Here is a 15,676-nt window from a genome sequence, read left to right on the forward strand (position 1 = left end):
GCACTTCTCCCCGCTGGGGAGAAGGGACGCGTCGCTCGCGTTTTCGTCCCAACAACTGTCGGAAAGGAGCTGCGGTGCTTACCGCTTGTCTCTTCTCCCCACCGGGGAGAAGGTGCCGGCAGGCGGATGAGGGGGCCACAGGTGCTGCCCCGTCACTTTCAAACTTACTGCGCGATCGTCACCGCCGAAGCCTCTTCAGCCACGTGCAGGCCGCATTCGCGCGTCTGGTCCTGTTCCCACCACCAGCGGCCGGCGCGCTCGGGCTCGCCGGGCTTGATGGCGCGGGTACACGGCTCGCAGCCGATCGAAGGGTAGCCGCGCGCATGCAGCGGATTGATCGGCACGCTGTTGTCCGCGACGTAGGCCTTGATAACGTCGATGTCCCAGTCGGCCAGCGGATTGACCTTCAGGAGATGGCGGTCGGCGTCATATTCGGCGAACGGGGTCTCGGAGCGATTGGCCGATTGGCCGCGGCGCAGGCCGGTGATCCAGATGGTTGCCCCATTGAGTGCGCGCGCAAGCGGCTTCAGCTTGCGCACGCCACAACAGGCATGCCGCGCTTCGACGCTCTCGTAGAAGCCGTTCAGGCCGTATTGCGCCGCGTAGGCGTCGATATCGGCCTGCTCGGGCTCGTAGCGGCTGATATGGATGTCGTACTGCTTTTCGGTCTCGTCGATCAGGTTCAGCGTCTCGGCAAACAGACGGCCGGTCTGCAGCGTCACGACGTCGATCGGCAGTCGGTGATTGCCGATCTCGGCGGTGATGACCTGGTCTTCGATACCAAGCGACGTCGTGAACACGACCCGCCCGCCGAGGCCGGCGACGAACGACAGGCGCTCCGCCAGAGATAGGCTTGCAAGTGTCGCGTTCAGCGTTTTCGCTTCTTCGATTGTATGGGCAACAGTCATGGGAATCCTGTCCTAGATGTTGACAGGAGTATCGCAGCTTGGCGATGGACAGGACAGAAACAGGCGTTTCGAAAGCGGGCTGGAAAGGAGCAAATATCTCTCTCCGGCCGCTGCAACGCAGAAAAGCCGCCGCACCAGCATGCGGGTCCGACGTTGCGCTATAATCTCTATTAATTTAGTAGAGTTACACGCCGCCTGTCAATCGGAAATCTGATTTGATGCCGGCGGGGCGGCTTTTTCGGGTAACTTCACGATTGCTGAATTGAGATGGAAAACAAGGCGGAAAAGCCTGTATCTCAACGCTTTCGTGCGTTTGTTCAAACTATGTTCATCCAGCGCGTGAGATAGAAGGAAGATGAAGAGTCCGGCCGGGCGCCGTGAGTGTCCGCCGCTTGTGTGTCGATGGCTGAAAATGATTACGCAGAAGGCGAAATACGCGCTTAGGGCGCTCACCGTTCTGGCCGAGGCCGATGACGGCGAACCGGTGATGATCTCCGATATCGCGGCGCAGCAGAAGATCCCGAAGAAGTTCCTCGAGCAGATCCTTCTCGACCTCAAGCACCAGGGCATCGTCGTCAGCCGTCGTGGCAAGCAGGGCGGATATCTGCTCCTGAAGCCGGCCGACATGATCACCTTCGGCGAAGTGCTGCGCATCATCGACGGCCCGATCGCCCCGCTTCCCTGCCTGTCGATCACCGCCTACCGCAAATGCGACGACTGTGACGGCGAGCAGAACTGCCAGATCCGCCACGTCTTCGCCAAGGTCGCCGACGCCACCCGCAAGGTGCTGTTCTCGACGACAATCGCCGACGCCGTGGCACCGCGCGGTGCCGAAGTCACGCGGATGCTGGCCTAACGCGCAACGCCGGCCTCAGTGGGCCGGCTCTTCCTGATGTGACGCCTTCTCCGCCGCGCGCCGCGCCCGGATCGCGGCTGCGATGAACACGCGCGACAGGCCGTGATAGAGCGGCTCGCGCGACAGGAAGCGTGACGTCACGTAGCCGATCATCGACACCGCCATGATCGGGATCATCGCCTCATGATCGCCGGTCATCTCGAAGATGATCACGAAAGCCGTCATCGGTGCCTGTACGACGCCGGCGAAATAGCCGGTCATGCCGAGGATGGCAGAAAGCGCGATGCTGCTGCCGATCAGCGTGCCGATCGTGCTGCCGAAACCGGCGCCGACGGCAAGCGAAGGCGCGAAGATGCCGCCAGGAATGCCCGACATCATCGACAGGAAGCTGGCGAGCAGCTTTTCCGCGAAGAAGAACAGCGGCAGCGCCTGCCCCTCGACAGCACCTCTCGCCTGCTCGTAGCCCGTGCCGAAGGTGTTGCCGCCAGAGGCGATGCCGATGACGGCGATCGCCAGGCCGCAGCCGCCCGCGAGGCAGAGCATCCGCTTCAAGGGCTGGGGCTGCGCCCAGCGGCGCACACGCTGGCCGATATGGAGCGCAAGGCCACTGAAGCCGGCCCCCAGCGCCCCGCCGCCGACGCCGCAGATGAGAACGAGGCTCCAATCGGCCATGTTCATGGGCGCCACCGAGGTGGAGCCGAAGTAGTTGTAGCTGCCCGACAGCCCCAGCGCTGCGAGACCGGAGAGGATCACCGCCGTCAGCACCAGCCCGTTCGACCGCGACTCGTAGGTGCGGCTCATCTCCTCGATCGCAAACACGATGCCGGCAAGCGGCGTGTTGAAGGCGGCAGCGATACCGGCCGCCGAGCCCGCCAGGATCAGCCCGCGCGCCTGCGCCATGCCGCCGAAACGGGCGACGGCCAGCATGATCGACGCGCCCACCTGCACCGTCGGCCCCTCACGGCCGATCGATGCGCCGGAGAAGAGGCCGAGCACGGTCAGCAGGATCTTTCCGCCGGCGATCCGGAGCGACAGCAGCCGCGTGCGATCGGCTTCGTCATGCAGGTGACGGGCCGCGATCGCCTGCGGAATGCCGCTCCCCTGCGAATTCGGAAACAGCTTCGCCGCCAGGTAGGCTGACAGCACGAAGCCGGCCGGCGTGATCACCAGCGGCAGCAGGAACGACCACCGCCCCGATGTCGTCACCGCCGCGAATGCCTTTTGCGAGATGTCGGCGAGTTCCGCGAAGGCGACGCTGATCAACCCGATCGCCAGCGCACCACACCAGAAGACCAGCCGCGGACGCCAGAGCGAGAACGAACCCCGAAACACGCGCGAACGGCGGAGCAGCTTGGATTTGCGGTAGAGTGGGGGCATGTCGGTCACTTGCGGTGGGGGCAGGATAGGGGGCACCGGTCTTATCTGCCCCGTGGCCGGCGTTTGCAAGTCCTGGCGAATATGCGGGGGAGCTTGCGGATGTCCTATTTTGTCAGACGGTCGGCTGATCGCCCGCCGAGCCGCAACTTGCCAGCTGTCGCCCGGCGCCGTATGATGCATCGCAATTGCAACGCGCGAGGTCCATCATGAAATCCGCAACGCTGCCGTCTCTGCGTGTCGATCCAGAGCTGCGTGCCGCCGCTGAAAGCGTGCTTGAGGAAGGCGAAACGTTATCGGCGTTCGTCGAGAATTCGGTGCGAGCCCAAGTTCATTTTCGACGGACGCAGGACGAGTTCATCGCGCGTGGACTGGCCGCCCGCGATGAGGCTAAGAGAACCGGTGTCTACTATAGCGCGGAGGAAGTGCACGCCGAGCTTCGGCAGATGTTGGCTGATAAGAAAGCCGAGCTTCGCAAGTGAGTTTCGAGCTGCGCTATTCCCCCGCAGCAAGATTGGATATCCGGCGCCTCTATAGATTTCTATTGGATCGCGATCCAGTCGTGGCCGAAAAGGCAATCAATGTGATCGAAAAGGCAATCGGGAACCTCGCGGATTTTCCGTTCTCGTCTCGAAAGACCCGAGGGAACCTCCCACGAATACGAGAACTTGTGATCCCTTTCAGCAATTCAGGCTACGTCGCGCTATATGAAATCGAAGACAGCACAACCGTGACCATCCTCGCCGTCCGCCACCAGCGCGAAGACGACTACCACTAACCCCTACCGGTCACTCACTTCCCATCGCGGATTGATCCACGGCTCCTGGTTGGAACGCGGCAGCGGCTGCTTGCCGAGAATGTGGTCGGCGGCTTTCTCGCCGGTCATGATCGACGGGCCGTTGAGGTTGCCATAGGTCACATGCGGGAAGATGGAACTGTCGGCGACGCGCAGGCCATCGACGCCGATCACCCGCGTTTCCGGATCGACCACCGCCATAGGATCGTCCTTGGCGCCCATCTTGCAGGTGCCGCAGGGGTGATAGGCGCTTTCCAGGTGCTCGCGCAGGAAGGCGTCGATCTGGTCGTCGGTCTGGACGCTCTCGCCCGGCTGGATCTCGGCGCCGCGATACTGGTCGAAGGCCTGCTGGCCGAAGATCTCGCGGGTCAGCCGCACGCAGTGGCGGAACTTCTCCCAGTCCTCGGCATGGCTCATATAGTTGAAGCGGATCAACGGATCGGCCTTCGGGTCGGATGAGGCGAGCGTCACGTTCCCGCGTGATTTCGACAGGTTATAGCCGACATGCACCTGGAAGCCGTGGCTCTTGGCGGCCGCCTTGCCGTCATAGCTGATCGCCACCGGCAGGAAGTGATACTGGATATCCGGCTGCTTGACGCCGGGGCCCGAGCGCAGGAAGGCGCAGGCCTCGAACTGGTTGGAGGTGCCGAGCCCCGACTTGGTGAACATCCACTGCGCGCCTGCAACGCCCTGCCAGAACCAGGGAAGCCACGAGTAAAGCGACACCGGCTTGGTCGAGACCTGCTGGAAATAGAATTCCATATGGTCCTGCAGGTTGGCGCCGACACCGGGCCGGTCCGCCTTCACCTCGATCCCCATCTCCTTCAGATGCGCCGCCGGGCCGATGCCCGAGAGCATCAGCAGCTTCGGCGAGTTGAAGGACGAGGCCGAGACGATCACCTCGCGATTGGCCTTGACGATTTCCACCGTGCCGCCGCGCTCGATCTCCACGCCAACAGCCCGGCCGTTTTCGATCACCACCTTGCGGGCAAGGCCATGGACGAGATCGACGTTCGCGCGCTTCTGCGCCGGCTTCAGATAGGCCGACGCGGCCGACCAGCGGCGCCCCTGAAAGATCGTCTGCTCCATCAGCCCGAAGCCTTCCTGCTTCGAGCCGTTATAGTCGTCCGTCGCCTCGAAGCCCGCCTGTTTGCCGGCCTCGATGAAGGCGTGGAACAGCGGGTTGCGGAAGCCGCCGCGCTGTACATGCAGCGGCCCGTCGGTTCCGCGCCAGCCCTCTTCGCCGCCGTGGCTGTGCTCCATCCGCTTGAAGTAGGGGAGCACGTCGGCATAGGCCCAGCCATTGGCCCCGAGCGCCTCCCAGCGGTTGTAATCCTCCGCATGTCCGCGCACATAGACCATGCCGTTGATCGACGACGACCCGCCGATCACCTTGCCGCGCGGCGCCGTAATGCGCCGGTTGTTGAGGTGAGGCTCGGGCTCCGAGAGATAGCCCCAATTGTAGCGCTTCATGCTCATCGGCCAGGCAAGAGCCGCCGGCATCTGGATAAACGGCCCGAAATCCGACCCGCCGGCCTCGATGACGATAACGCTGTTCCTGCCGTCTTCGGAGAGACGATAGGCAAGCGCCGAGCCCGCCGAGCCGGAACCGATGATGACGAAATCTGCCTGCATGGTCATTCCCATATCTCTGGAACTTTGCTACTAGTGGGTGTATTGCGGAATGCTATTTTTTTGCTGGTCGAATTTATCGCTGAGAGCTATATTGCGATGAAGCAGATTGTCATCACCCGCGAGGCGCAAAAGAGCCTGAGCCTCATGCAACCGAAGCGCCGGGCCGCGATCTATGCGAAGCTCGACGCCTATGCCCTTGGGCAACCGGTCGACATAAAGAAGTTGCAGGGCAGGGACTACTATCGCATCCGCGTTGGTCGGGACCGCGTGATCATCGACGATCAGGGCAGGGTCGTCATGGTCATCGAGGCAGGCCCGCGCGGCAGTATCTACAAGGAATAGGACGCGATGGGCGATATCCAGAAGCTGACGATCGATGGGAAGAACTACGTCCTTCTGACTGAAGAAGACTATGAGGACTTGGTCGATGGCTTGCAGGCCGACGCCATAATGTCGCGCGTCGCCGCCGGCGAGGAAACTTGGCCCTATGAGTTCGTCAAGGAACTCACGGAAAGCGACAGCCGCATCCGCAGCTTTCGCAACTACCGTGGCATGACGATTTCCGAGTTGGCCGCCGCCGCCGGGATTTCGCAGCCCTATCTCTCCGAAATCGAGACCGGCAAGAAGACGGGCTCCGTCGATGTGCTGAAGCGCATCGCGTCGGCCCTGAATGTCGATCTCGACGATCTCGTTGTCGGCTGAGTTCATATCAATAAGGCGCCTGAACCGGCCCCATGCCGACATAGACCGTCTTCAGCTCCGAATAATGCTCCAGCGCGGCAAGCGAATTCTCGCGGCCGAAGCCGGATTGCTTGGAGCCGCCGAAGGGGATTTCGACCGGGCAGAGATTGTAGGTGTTGATCCACAGCGTGCCGGCCTCGAGCAGATCGACCACCCGGTGGGCGCGGCTCATGTCTGAGGTGAAGACGCCGGCCGCCAGGCCGAATTCGGTGGCGTTGCCGCGCGCGATGACTTCCGCCTCGTCCTCGAAATCGAGCACGCACATGACGGGCCCGAAGATCTCCTCGCGGGCGATCGTCATTTCGTCGGTCACGTCCGAAAACACCGTCGGCTGCACATAATAGCCTTCGCCCGACACGTTGTTCGGAATGCCGCCGCCGACCACGAGCGTCGCGCCCTCGGCCTTGCCCTTCTCGATGTAATCGAGGACCTTCTCGCGCTGCGCCCAGGAGACCATCGGGCCGATCTGCGTCGCCTCGTTCATGGGATCGCCGATGACAATCGCCTCGGTGCGCGCCTTCAGCCGCTTCAGGAATTCGCTCTTGATAGCCTTCTGCACGAAGACGCGGGTGCCGTTGGAGCAGACCTGGCCGGTCGAATAGAAATTGCCGAGCATGGCGCCGCCCACCGCGCTGTCGATATCGGCATCGTCGAAGACGATCAGCGGCGATTTCCCGCCAAGCTCCATCGTCACATGCTTGAGATTGCCGGCGGCGGCCGCCGCCACCCTGCGGCCCGTCGGCACCGAACCCGTCAGCGACACCTTGGCGACATCGGGATGGTTGACCAGCAGCGGCCCGGTGTCCCGGTCGCCCTGGATGACGTTGAAGAGCCCCTTCGGAAGACCCGCCTCGATCAGGATCTCGGCGATCTTCAGGGCGCCGAGCGGCGTGTTTTCGGAGGGCTTGAAGACCATGGCGTTACCGGCGGCGAGCGCCGGTGCGGCCTTCCAGCAGGTGATCTGCTGCGGATAGTTCCAGGCGCCGATGCCGACGCAGACGCCGAGCGGCACGCGCTTGGTATAGGCGAAATCGCCGCCGAGCGGGATGTAGGAGCCGTTGAGGCCGGCCGCGATCACGCCGCCGAAGAACTCGAAGCTGTCGGCGCCGGAGGTCGGATCGGCGACGATGGTCTCCTGGATCGGCTTGCCGGTATCGAGCGTTTCGAGTTCGGAGAGCTCGCGGTTGCGCTCGCGCATGATGTCGGCGGCCCGCTTCAGGATGCGGCCGCGCGCCGTCGGGCTCATCGCCGCCCATTCCGGCTGGGCGCGCTTGGCCGCCGCGATCGCCTTTTCGACGATGGCGGGCGTGGCGGCATGGAGCCGCGCGATGACCTCGCCGGTCGCCGGATAAAGGCTTTCGATCACGGTGCCGGCATCGTCCTCGACATACTCGCCATCGATGAAGTGCGATGCTGTGGGCTGGGCTCTCATGTCAGATGTCCTTGCGGTGCTTGGGTTCGCTTTCCCTTCTCCCCTCGGGGAGAAGGTGGCCTGAAAGGCCGGATGAGGGGGCTGCGCCTGCTTCGCTCAAAGAAGCCGGGTGGCGGTCCAGCTGTATCGTCACATAATCCTCCGTCAGCGCGATCGATGCCTCGGCGCCAATGGGCGTCGAGCCGAGACTCTGGCGGATGTAGAGCCCGTCGATCATCGCGGCCACGCCTTCGGCGATGTGTTCCGCGACATCAACGGGGCAGAGCGGCTTCAGGTTGGCGAGAAGGTTGGAACGCAGGCGCCTCGCGTAGATCACCAGGAAGCGGCGCGTCTCTTCCGAGCGCTGCGCCTCGGCATAGAAGGCGAGCCAGGCGGCGATCGTCTGCGGCGCGAACTGGTCGGCATGGAAGCTGACGCTGATCACCGCCGAAAGCCGCGCGCGCGGCGTGGGCGCCGCCTTCAGCGCCGTCACCGCGTCGTCGCGCAACTGCTTTAGAAGCGAGCGGATCGTCTCGATAAGCAGCTGTTCCTTGCTGCCGAAATAATGGTGCGCCAGGGCCGGCGAAACACCCGCCTTCCTGGCGATCTCGGACATGGTGACGCTGAGCGAGCCGTGATCCCCGATCACGCGCAGCGCTGCGTCGACGAGCGCCTTGCGGCGCATCGGTTCCATTCCGACTTTCGGCACGGTCCTTCTCCTGCAATAGCGTCAGCATAATTTTGATTGACTGATCAATCAACAAAAATCCGATCGTCTTTTCCGCAAGATGTCTCTTTTCATCCGGCGTTTCTGCGCCATACTCTATGAACAACCGGGAGGTGCATGATGACAGACATGTCCGATGAAATGCCTTCGTCTTCCTCGCTGCGGTCGAAATGGGTCTGGTTCGTCGTCCTCGGCGCGCTGCTGATCGTCTTCGGCGCCATCGCCGCCGCCAACGTCGTCCTCGCCACCGTCGTTTCCGTCTATTACGTCGGCCTGCTCATGCTGGTCGGCGGCATCGTCTATCTCGCCCATGCCTTTCAGGTGCGCGAGTGGGAGCAGCTGTTGTTCTGGGCGCTGAGCGGCGTGCTTTACGTGCTGGCCGGCGTCTTCGCCTTCATGAATCCCATTCTGGCATCGGCGGCGCTGACGCTGTTGCTGGCCATGGCCTTGCTGGTGGCGGGTGTCTTCCGCGTCTTCGTCGGCTGGCGCATGCGCCCGTCGAAAGGCTGGGGCTGGGTGCTTGCAAGCGGCCTGATCACGGCGCTCGCGGGCTTCGTCATCGTGCTCGGCTGGCCGGTCAACAGCCTGTGGATCCTCGGCTTGTTCCTGGCCTGCGACCTGCTGCTTCAGGGCTGGTCGATGCTGGCCTTCGGCCTCGCGATCCGTCGCTGATTGTGCCCGCTATTCACAGCCCGTTCATCACGCACTGTTTCTTTTTTGACAAGAATGTGAGCGGAGACTAAAATTCACATGGTGGTGGAGGTCGCAAACATGCGAAAGCGACGCTGCCCACGGCCCCGACACCCGCGATCGGAAGGGCGGCTGAGAGCGAGTGCGTATCCGTCCGCCGGCCGGGCAAGCATCTGTCCGGCGTGGCGACGGGAGGCCCATAAGGCAATGGGAGGCCCACGAGGCAATGGGAGAAATGTCATGCCGATGGTAACCGTTTCCATCTCTCCGCTGCAGGCGGCCGATATCCGCGCGGCGATCGACGACGGCACCTATGTGTCCAGCAGCGAGGTGGTGCGCGAAGCGCTCCGGCTGTGGGATGCCGCCCGCAAGGTCGATGGTCTGCAGGGCCAGCGCGATTGCGCACCCGCCGATGCCAAATGCGTCGCCGACATGTTCGCCGACCACGAGCATCGCCGCTCCGCCTGAACGCAGGCGTATATGGCCGCCGTCTGGCACGACGGTTGCGACATGGGCTGGCGATAAAACGCCAAGTTTCACAAAAGCTTCACATTGGCGAAAGTGTTCGTTGACGCTTCCGCACTAGTCTCCGCGCGAAAAAACGACAAAACAATGCCGCACAGTGGAGAATGGCATGTCTTTGGCTGCCACGTTGGAACCCGCCCTTATTCGTCGCTATACCAGCGATCAGATCATCACCCTCGCAAAACTCGTCATCGAAAACGCCTTCCAGCCGATCGTCGAAGCCAGCACAGGTGTTGCCTTCGGTTATGAATCGCTGATGCGCGGCCAGGAGCGCCTGGGCTTCAATTCCCCGATGGAAATTCTGGACGAGGCCCATCGCGGCGACCAGCTGCTGCAGCTGGAGCAGATGGTGGCGAGCCGGGCGCTCGCGAAATTCGCGTCGCTGCCGAATTTCTCCACCGCGACGTTGTTCCTCAATCTCGACGTTCGTCTCATCCCTGATGGCGAGCGGCTGGTGGAAAACCTGCTGCAGCATCTGAAACTCGCCAACATTCCGCCGTCCTCGATCTGCTTCGAATTCTCCGAGCGCTTCGACAACACCTCGGTTCCCGAATTCGCCTCGCTTGTCTCGCTGCTGCGCAAGCGAGGCTTCAAGCTGGCGATCGACGACTTCGGCGTCGGCCATGGCGAGATGAAGCTGCTCTGCGATCATCCGGTGGATTACCTGAAGATCGATCGCTACTTCGTCGCCGATATCGACCGGCATCCGCGCAAGCGTCACCTGTTGAAGAACATCGTCCACATCGCCCATGTGCTCGGCACCCGCGTCATCGCCGAGGGCATCGAGACCGAGGCCGAGTTCATCACCTGCCGCGAATATGGCGTCGATCTCGTGCAGGGCTGGTTCATCTCTCGCCCGACGACGCATGTCTCCGAACTGGTGCAGTCATTCCCGCATCTGCAGGAACTTGGCAAAAGCAAGCGCAACAACCAGTCTCTCGACGAGATCCTCATCCGCAAGCAGATCGAAGTCCTGCCGACGGTCTATGAAAATGATACGATCGACAGTGTCTTCGAGGTCTTCCGCCGCCATCCCCAAAATGCCTTCTTCCCGGTCTTGAACGCCAATGGCGAGCCGCGCGGCATCCTGCACGAGCGCCATCTCAAGGAATACATCTACCACCCCTTCGGCCGCGATCTCCTGAAGAACAAGGTCTATGAGCGCACCATCTCGCACTTCGTCGAGATGGCCCCGATCGTCGGCCTCGATACCGATGCCGAGCAGCTGATGACGATCTTCGCCAACATGGAAGGCGCAAACTGCCTGCTGCTGACCGAGAACATGCGCTATGCCGGCGTCGTCTCCGCCGCCGCGCTGATCAAGGTGATGAACGAGAAGAAGCTGAAGACCGCGCAGGACCAGAACCCGCTGACCGGCATTCCCGGCAACCACGCCATTCGCGATTTCATGCGCGAGGCGAGCCGCGACAGCGACGAGACGCGCCATTTCTGCTACTGCGACTTCGACAACTTCAAGCCCTTCAACGACGCCTATGGCTTCCACCTCGGCGACCACGCGATCTCGCTCTTCGCCGCCCTGATGCGCCGCTATTTCTTCGCCGAGCGCCATTTTCTCGGCCATGTCGGCGGCGACGATTTCTTCATCGGCGTGCAGGGTTGGACCAAGGACGAGCTGGCGGAAATTCTCGATCGGCTGATCGGCGATTTTCACGACGATGCCCAGGATCTCTATTCGGAGATCGACCGCGCCGCCGGCCGCATCCGTGGCCACGACCGCGCCGGCGTCGAAGCCTTCTTCCCGCTGATGCGCTGCTCGATCGGCGTTCTGGAGCTCCCAAAGGGTCTCGTCATTGACGATATCAACCGTGTCTCCGCCGCCATCGCCCATATCAAGGCCATGGCGAAGGAGAGCGAGGAAGGTCTGGTCTTCCACCGGCTGGGCGAGGCGAATTGACGCTCTGGCGTTTCGGCTCTTCTCAATCAGGAATGGCTGGACTATCTCACTGCTAACCGAATGAGGAGAGCGGTAATGTCCCTGCCTGCGCTGATGCGTTTTGTCGATATGAAGCACTTCGGTGCGCCTGACGTGATGACCATATCGAGTGGGCCGCTGCCCGTGGCGGGCGAGGGGCAGATCCTCGTGCGCACGCAGGCGATCGGTGTCAACCGTCCGGATGTCGCGCAGCGCCAGGGCACCTATCCGCCACCGAAGGACGCAAGCCCGGTTCTCGGCCTCGAGGTATCGGGCGAAGTGGTCGCGATCGGCCCCGGCGTCAGCGGTTATGCGGTGGGTGACAAGGTCTGCGGCCTGACCAATGGCGGCGCTTATGCCGAATATTGCGTGATCCCCTCAGGCCAGGCCTTGCCGTTCCCGAAAGGCTACGACGCCGTCAAGGCGGCCGCCCTTCCGGAAAACTACTTCACCGTCTGGGCCAACATGTTCCAGATGGCGGGCCTCACCGAGGGCGAAAAGGTGCTCGTCCATGGCGGCACGAGCGGCATCGGCACCACGGCGATTCAGCTTGCCCGCGTCTTCGGCGCCGAGGTCTACGCCACGGCGGGCTCGCAGGAGAAATGCGATGCCTGCGTCAGGCTCGGCGCGAAGCGCGCGATCAACTACAAGACCGAGGATTTCGCCGAGGTGATCAAGGCCGAGACCGGCCAGGGCGTCGACATGATCCTCGATATGATCGGCGCCGCCTATTTCGAGAAGAACCTCGCCTCGCTGGCGAAGGACGGATGCCTTGCGATCATCGCCTTCCTCGGAGGCGCGGTCGCCGAAAAGGCCAACCTCTCGCCGATCATGGTCAAGCGGCTGACGGTGACGGGCTCCACGCTGCGCCCGCGCACGCCGGAAGAAAAGCGCGCCATCCGCGACGATCTCCTGTCGCAGGTCTGGCCGCTGCTCGACGAGGGCAAGCTCGCCCCCGTGATCCACAAGACCTTCGCCTTCGAGGACGTGATCGAAGCCCACAGGCTGATGGAATCGAGCAGCCATATCGGCAAGATCATGCTGCGCCTCTGAGGCGCAGCAACCCACTAACCAAGCGGCCTCAGGCCGCCGCCTGCCGCGCCTCGGCCTGGTCGCCGGACGCCCGGATCGACAGCGACGCGACAACCGTCAGGATACCCGGCAGCGCCATCAGCGCGAACAGCCAGTGGGCGGCCGAAACGCCGCCTTCGATCCCGCCCGGCGTAACGAGACCCGTGCTGTTGACGATCACTCCGGCAAGCGCTGCTCCGAATGCGCTGCCGAGCGATTGCACCGTGGTGATCGCCGCCGACGCCTTGTCCTGTTCCGCCTTCTCGACGATGCGCAGGATCTTGGTGATCAGGTGCGCCCAGGCCATGCCGACGCCGAAGCCCATCAGGAACATGCCAGCGACGGCGGGCGAGAGAATGGCAAGGCTGCCGCCCTGATTGTCCCGCGCCAGAAACACCGCCAGCGAGGCCGCCGCGATGGTTTCCAGCACGCAGCCGGCGACGATCGCCCGGCGCGCCCGCCTGCCGGAAAGCGTGCCGCTGAAAAAGGCTGCGAGCGTCCATCCGAGCGCGACCAGCGCCGTCAGATATCCTGACTCCAGCGGCGTGATGCCGTGCAGCGTCTGCAGGAAATAGGGAATGTAGATGTCGCTGGTCAGCACCAGCATCAGCGTGAAGATGATCAGATAGACACGCGCCAGCGGGTTGCCGAGCGTCACGGCGCCTGTCGGCAGCAGCCTGTTTTCGCTGCGCTTTTCGATAGCCAGCATGAGGCCGGCGGCGATGATCGATGCGCCGATCAGAAGCGCCTTGGTCCGCGTCGCCTCGACCGTGCCGGCAAGGCTGACCAGTATCACGGCGGCGATCAGCAGCGCGATCTGCGGCACCGGTGTCTTCCCGGCGGCGCGGTCGTCGGTGGCGGCGGGCAGAAGCAGGGGGCCGAGCAGTGCCATGATGACACCGACGGGCACGATCAGCATGAAGGCATGCCGCCAGTCGCTGCCATCGGAGAACAGGCCGCCGAGGCTCGGACCAAGCAGCGTCGAGACGCCCCAGATCGCTGCGTAGAGCGTCGAGGCCTTGCGCCAGAGCGGTTCCGGATAGACGAAGCGGATGAAGGCATAGGAGAGGGCCGCGAGCGCGCCGGCGCCGAACCCCTGAACGGCGCGGCCGACAAGCACGACCGGCATGGATGGCGCCAGCCCGCAGATCAGGCTGCCGGCGGCGAACATCACGGCGCCCGCCACATAGACCGTGCGCAGACCCGTGCCGCGCGGCCGCATGGCCACGAAGATCGAGCCCAGAACCGCCGCCGCCACATAAAGCGTCGTCACCCAGAACAACAGCGGCAGGCCGCCGATATCCCTGACGATCGACGGCGCGATCGTTGCCATGATGTAGGTCTCCACGGCATAGAGGGTCACCCCGCCACCCAGCATCAGCGTCGCCGGCAGGACCGGTCGGGCGAAGAGCTGGAAAACGGACGCGGTGTCGGCGGGAGAGGCTTCGGTACTGGTCATGCGATGCGCCTTGGGTCGATGCGATTATTTTTACAAGTTATTGCTTGGAAAAATTGCATGGCCGGGTTATTAAAGCAAGCGAAGACTTGGAAAAATAAAATGCGACAATCACCGGCCAACCGAATCCTGATGCTGCTCAAGACCGAGGGGCCTCAACCTCTATCGGCTATCGGCGAGGCGCTGTCCATCTCCGGCGAAGCCGCGCGCCAGCAATTGGCGAGGATGGCGGAAGAGGGGCTGGTCGAGGCCGTTTCCGAGCCCGCGCCGGGCAGGGGCCGCCCGCGCCAGCTCTGGCACCTGACCGCGTCAGGCAATGCCCGCTTCCCCGATCGCCACGCCGAGCTGACCTCGGCACTTCTCGCGACCATGGTCACAAGCCTCGGCCCGCATGCGCTCGACACCGTCATCGCCGCCCGCGAGGCCGAAACGCTGGCCCGCTACAGACGCGAGATCACCGCCGGGGATCTGCCCACCCGCGTCCGCCAGCTCGCCGGCGTCCGCACCGACGAAGGCTACATGGCCGATAGCTGGCAGGAAGAGGACGGCTCGCTGCTGCTGGTCGAAAACCACTGCCCGATCTGCGCCGCCGCCACCGCCTGCGCCGGCTTCTGCCGCTCGGAATTAGAAACCTTCCGCGACATCCTCGGCGCCGATGTCGAGCGCAAGGAACACATCCTCCACGGCGCGCGGCGTTGTGCGTATCGGATTAGCGGGACCGCCCGCTAAAGCCCGATCCGCCCGATCGCCGGGATCTTCAGCCCGGGATTGGTGACATCGATGCCGGCGACCAGCCCCATGAAATGCACCTCGAAGCCGCTGCGCTGGCCGGCGGCGATGCCGATCAGGCCGTAGAGCGTCGCATGCATGTCGCGCCCGTCGGCATCGATCGCAAACATCCGCCCGCCGCTGAGGTAGTCGCGCCCGACCGCGTCAGGCGGTAACACCGTGTCGAGATCGGGCACCGTGCGCAGCACATGCGCGACGAAGCTGTTGGAATTCGGGCCCGGATAGATCCGGTAGTCGCCGACGCCGGCATAAGGATAGGACTGGATCGCCGCCTCTACGGCCGGAATGAGCCTTTGGGCCTCGCCGCCGGAGATTTCCTTCACGATTCGAGGTGTGTTGGAATACCAGTAGGCGTCCGCGACATAGTTGTTGCGGCGGATCGGCGAGCCCCAGCCGACCTTGTCGTAGCGATTGTAGGCCGCGTCGCCTTTGGCCTTGGTGACGATCCACGAATGGCTGGCGACCGCACCCTTCAGCCCGCCGGTGCTGGCCGACATGATGTAGATCTTGGCATCCTCGCTGGCATCGGCCTTCGGCAGCACGCCCGATGTGCCCCATTCGGCCTCCCGCCATGAGCTCGGACGGCTTTGCAGCGACCACCACCCGGCCGACGCCAGGGCCGGCAGCAGATAGACGACAAGGATGAGAAGAAGGAGCCGTTTGAGATGACGCATGAAACGCCGGGGACCTTTGCTGACGTGCCGTTGCGGCCAAGGATGTAACGAGCATGATGGCGCAATTACGCCGCTCTTTTTCACCATGAC

Annotated in this window: 17 protein-coding genes; 10 read left to right on the forward strand and 7 right to left on the reverse strand. The window is 63.3% G+C overall.

The annotated features are described in order from the left end of the window. Nucleotides 1–164 precede the first annotated feature (164 nt). Nucleotides 165–908 carry a phosphoadenylyl-sulfate reductase gene (locus tag GGQ67_RS15500; protein ID WP_183901043.1) on the reverse strand — a complete coding sequence of 248 codons (744 nt, stop codon included), beginning with the start codon at nucleotides 906–908 and terminating at the stop codon, nucleotides 165–167. Between the two features lie 412 nt (nucleotides 909–1,320). On the opposite strand from GGQ67_RS15500, the gene GGQ67_RS15505 reads away from it, so the two are divergent. Next, entirely contained in the window at nucleotides 1,321–1,764 is a 444-nt protein-coding gene (locus tag GGQ67_RS15505; protein ID WP_183901044.1) for an RrF2 family transcriptional regulator, read from the forward strand. A gap of 15 nt (nucleotides 1,765–1,779) precedes the next feature. Here the strand turns inward: GGQ67_RS15505 and GGQ67_RS15510 are convergent, their stop codons facing one another. Further along, the gene (locus GGQ67_RS15510) at nucleotides 1,780–3,141 is read right to left on the reverse strand and encodes a chloride channel protein (protein ID WP_183901045.1); all 1,362 of its coding nucleotides are present in this window, start codon (nucleotides 3,139–3,141) and stop codon (nucleotides 1,780–1,782) included. A gap of 206 nt (nucleotides 3,142–3,347) precedes the next feature. On the opposite strand from GGQ67_RS15510, the gene GGQ67_RS15515 reads away from it, so the two are divergent. Beyond that, nucleotides 3,348–3,620, forward strand: coding sequence for a YlcI/YnfO family protein (locus tag GGQ67_RS15515; protein ID WP_112823111.1), 273 nt, complete (start codon nucleotides 3,348–3,350; stop codon nucleotides 3,618–3,620). Continuing rightward, nucleotides 3,617–3,916 carry a type II toxin-antitoxin system RelE/ParE family toxin gene (locus tag GGQ67_RS15520; RefSeq protein ID WP_183901046.1) on the forward strand — a complete coding sequence of 100 codons (300 nt, stop codon included), beginning with the start codon at nucleotides 3,617–3,619 and terminating at the stop codon, nucleotides 3,914–3,916. The genes GGQ67_RS15515 and GGQ67_RS15520 overlap by 4 nt, the downstream gene beginning before the upstream one ends. Before the next feature lie 3 nt (nucleotides 3,917–3,919). Here the strand turns inward: GGQ67_RS15520 and betA are convergent, their stop codons facing one another. Beyond that, complete coding sequence (betA, locus tag GGQ67_RS15525) at nucleotides 3,920–5,569, reverse strand: choline dehydrogenase (protein WP_183901152.1); 1,650 nt, start codon at nucleotides 5,567–5,569, stop codon at nucleotides 3,920–3,922. A 96-nt stretch (nucleotides 5,570–5,665) separates the two neighbouring features. On the opposite strand from betA, the gene GGQ67_RS15530 reads away from it, so the two are divergent. Beyond that, nucleotides 5,666–5,911 carry a type II toxin-antitoxin system RelE family toxin gene (locus GGQ67_RS15530; RefSeq protein WP_183901047.1) on the forward strand — a complete coding sequence of 82 codons (246 nt, stop codon included), beginning with the start codon at nucleotides 5,666–5,668 and terminating at the stop codon, nucleotides 5,909–5,911. A 6-nt stretch (nucleotides 5,912–5,917) separates the two neighbouring features. Continuing rightward, nucleotides 5,918–6,271 (forward strand): helix-turn-helix domain-containing protein, encoded by a 354-nt coding sequence (locus GGQ67_RS15535; protein WP_183901048.1) that lies wholly within the window; start codon nucleotides 5,918–5,920, stop codon nucleotides 6,269–6,271. 7 nt (nucleotides 6,272–6,278) lie between these two features. On the opposite strand, the gene betB is transcribed toward GGQ67_RS15535, so the two are convergent. Further along, nucleotides 6,279–7,742 (reverse strand): betaine-aldehyde dehydrogenase, encoded by a 1,464-nt coding sequence (gene betB / locus GGQ67_RS15540; protein ID WP_183901049.1) that lies wholly within the window; start codon nucleotides 7,740–7,742, stop codon nucleotides 6,279–6,281. Nucleotide 7,743: 1 nt separating this feature from the next. Next, nucleotides 7,744–8,430 (reverse strand): transcriptional regulator BetI, encoded by a 687-nt coding sequence (gene betI, locus GGQ67_RS15545; protein ID WP_183901050.1) that lies wholly within the window; start codon nucleotides 8,428–8,430, stop codon nucleotides 7,744–7,746. A gap of 138 nt (nucleotides 8,431–8,568) precedes the next feature. Between betI and GGQ67_RS15550 the strand changes: the two genes are divergently transcribed. From GGQ67_RS15550 to GGQ67_RS15565, 4 genes are all read left to right on the forward strand, one after another. Beyond that, on the forward strand, nucleotides 8,569–9,120 hold the full coding sequence (locus GGQ67_RS15550; protein ID WP_183901051.1) for an HdeD family acid-resistance protein: 552 nt from the start codon (nucleotides 8,569–8,571) through the stop codon (nucleotides 9,118–9,120). A 258-nt stretch (nucleotides 9,121–9,378) separates the two neighbouring features. Beyond that, a complete protein-coding gene (locus GGQ67_RS15555) occupies nucleotides 9,379–9,606 on the forward strand; it encodes a ribbon-helix-helix domain-containing protein (RefSeq protein ID WP_183901052.1) in 228 nt (75 codons plus the stop codon). Nucleotides 9,607–9,772: 166 nt separating this feature from the next. Beyond that, complete coding sequence (locus GGQ67_RS15560; protein WP_183901053.1) at nucleotides 9,773–11,578, forward strand: GGDEF domain-containing protein; 1,806 nt, start codon at nucleotides 9,773–9,775, stop codon at nucleotides 11,576–11,578. Nucleotides 11,579–11,653: 75 nt separating this feature from the next. After that, entirely contained in the window at nucleotides 11,654–12,649 is a 996-nt protein-coding gene (locus GGQ67_RS15565) for an NAD(P)H-quinone oxidoreductase (protein ID WP_183901054.1), read from the forward strand. A 28-nt stretch (nucleotides 12,650–12,677) separates the two neighbouring features. Here the strand turns inward: GGQ67_RS15565 and GGQ67_RS15570 are convergent, their stop codons facing one another. Further along, complete coding sequence (locus GGQ67_RS15570; protein WP_183901055.1) at nucleotides 12,678–14,126, reverse strand: MFS transporter; 1,449 nt, start codon at nucleotides 14,124–14,126, stop codon at nucleotides 12,678–12,680. Nucleotides 14,127–14,225: 99 nt separating this feature from the next. Between GGQ67_RS15570 and GGQ67_RS15575 the strand changes: the two genes are divergently transcribed. After that, entirely contained in the window at nucleotides 14,226–14,852 is a 627-nt protein-coding gene (locus GGQ67_RS15575; RefSeq protein WP_183901056.1) for a helix-turn-helix transcriptional regulator, read from the forward strand. On the opposite strand, the gene GGQ67_RS15580 is transcribed toward GGQ67_RS15575, so the two are convergent. After that, the gene (locus tag GGQ67_RS15580; protein WP_183901057.1) at nucleotides 14,849–15,586 is read right to left on the reverse strand and encodes a DUF3750 domain-containing protein; all 738 of its coding nucleotides are present in this window, start codon (nucleotides 15,584–15,586) and stop codon (nucleotides 14,849–14,851) included. The two genes, GGQ67_RS15575 and GGQ67_RS15580, sit on opposite strands and share 4 nt — an antisense overlap. Nucleotides 15,587–15,676 lie beyond the last annotated feature (90 nt).

Origin of the sequence: Rhizobium metallidurans (genome assembly GCF_014196505.1) — a bacterium.
Lineage (GTDB): Bacteria > Pseudomonadota > Alphaproteobacteria > Rhizobiales > Rhizobiaceae > Rhizobium > Rhizobium metallidurans.